This is a genomic window from bacterium (assembly GCA_024224155.1).
In the GTDB taxonomy this organism is placed as follows: Bacteria; Acidobacteriota; Thermoanaerobaculia; order Multivoradales; family JAHEKO01; genus CALZIK01.
In genome coordinates, this window is sequence record JAAENP010000386.1 from 1 (window position 1) to 1230 (window position 1230).

General features: G+C 64.6%; 1 protein-coding gene. It reads right to left on the bottom strand.

The window, feature by feature from the left end; translation table 11 throughout:
- Nucleotides 1-200, bottom strand: a 200-nt coding sequence (locus GY769_19585; GenBank protein MCP4204123.1) for a ParB N-terminal domain-containing protein, incomplete at its 3' end; no start/stop codon positions are given.
- Between the last annotated feature and the right edge of the window lie 1030 nt (nucleotides 201-1230).

Here is a 1230-nt window from a genome sequence, read left to right on the forward strand (position 1 = left end):
CCCAGGCGGCGAAGAGCCGCGATGCGCTGATGGCCGTCGATGACGACATAGCGGCCCGGCGCCTCGCGCTCGGGGACCACCACGATCGGCTGTCGCTGGCCGTTCTCTTCCAGGCACAGCCGTAGGCGACGCTGCCGATCGCGACTGTGAGCGCGCAGCGAGGCATAGGGCATCTCCAACTGGTGCCATTCCAATTCCATGACGGCTCCTTCTGAAGACACACCTCTGCCTTCTGGGACAAGGCCCCAGACACAATCCACCTCGGCGAACCCTTATCGCCCGCGACGCGGCGGTCTCACTCGGCGCCTTCGCAGGCACCGCACCCCGCAGATGCAGCAGCGCAAGCCGGTTCGCGCCAAATACGCAGGCTGGAGCCGGCGCCAGGCATCGCCGAGATCGTCTTCGGCGTCTTCGCCCACAGTGTGCAGGAGGCGCTCAGCGTCTGGATACCCTGATGCGTCATCTTTCCCAGAAGATCGATCCGACGCCGACTGACGCAGGAGGTAGTCCGCCTGACGCGCGGCGTGCTTCCGGCGCCCATCCGGCGTCTGCTGATACTGCCGGCCTGCTTTGCGCATCGACTCGCGCCGAGCCTGCATCGAGCACTCCTTGCCGCAGTAGCAATGACCTCGATCGCAAGCCGAGCAGACCACCACTTCCTCCTCACACAGCCGGCACAGGAACTGCCGGAAATCCTCTCGAGACGTAGAATCGGCCTGCCAAGCACTGGACAAGCGCCCCCCTTTCCGGCGACACTTCCCATCTGCGGCCCCATGCCGCAGGTGGGAAGGCCCAGGGAGACCGGCAAGTCTTTAGCCCCTGGGCCTTCGGTTTCTGCCGGGCAGCTGTCTATCCGATTCGAGTAGGCCTAAGCCAGCCTCCACCAGGCTGAGCCCTCCCCATGCCCTCCGCCGCTTCCCTCCGCTGCTTCCAGGGAAAGGAACTCGAGGCGGCATTCCGGCGGTAATAAGAGCAGGGTCAAATCTCGCGAGCGACGCAGCGGGCGATTCCTGGCGAGTGAACCAGGATCATTCCCCGAAAGCGCTAAAGGCCGCGCTGGATCTGAGAAGATTCTAGCGGCGGGAGGCTGGCGGGCTCAAGCGGCCGGCGGGCGTCAGCTATAGTGCGGGCATGCCGGTCGACCCTTTCGCTGCCGTCGGAGCAGCTGCTACAACTGCCAAGGCTGTCGGGTGGCTTCGAGCGAAGATCGACGAGATCAAGGATTCAAAA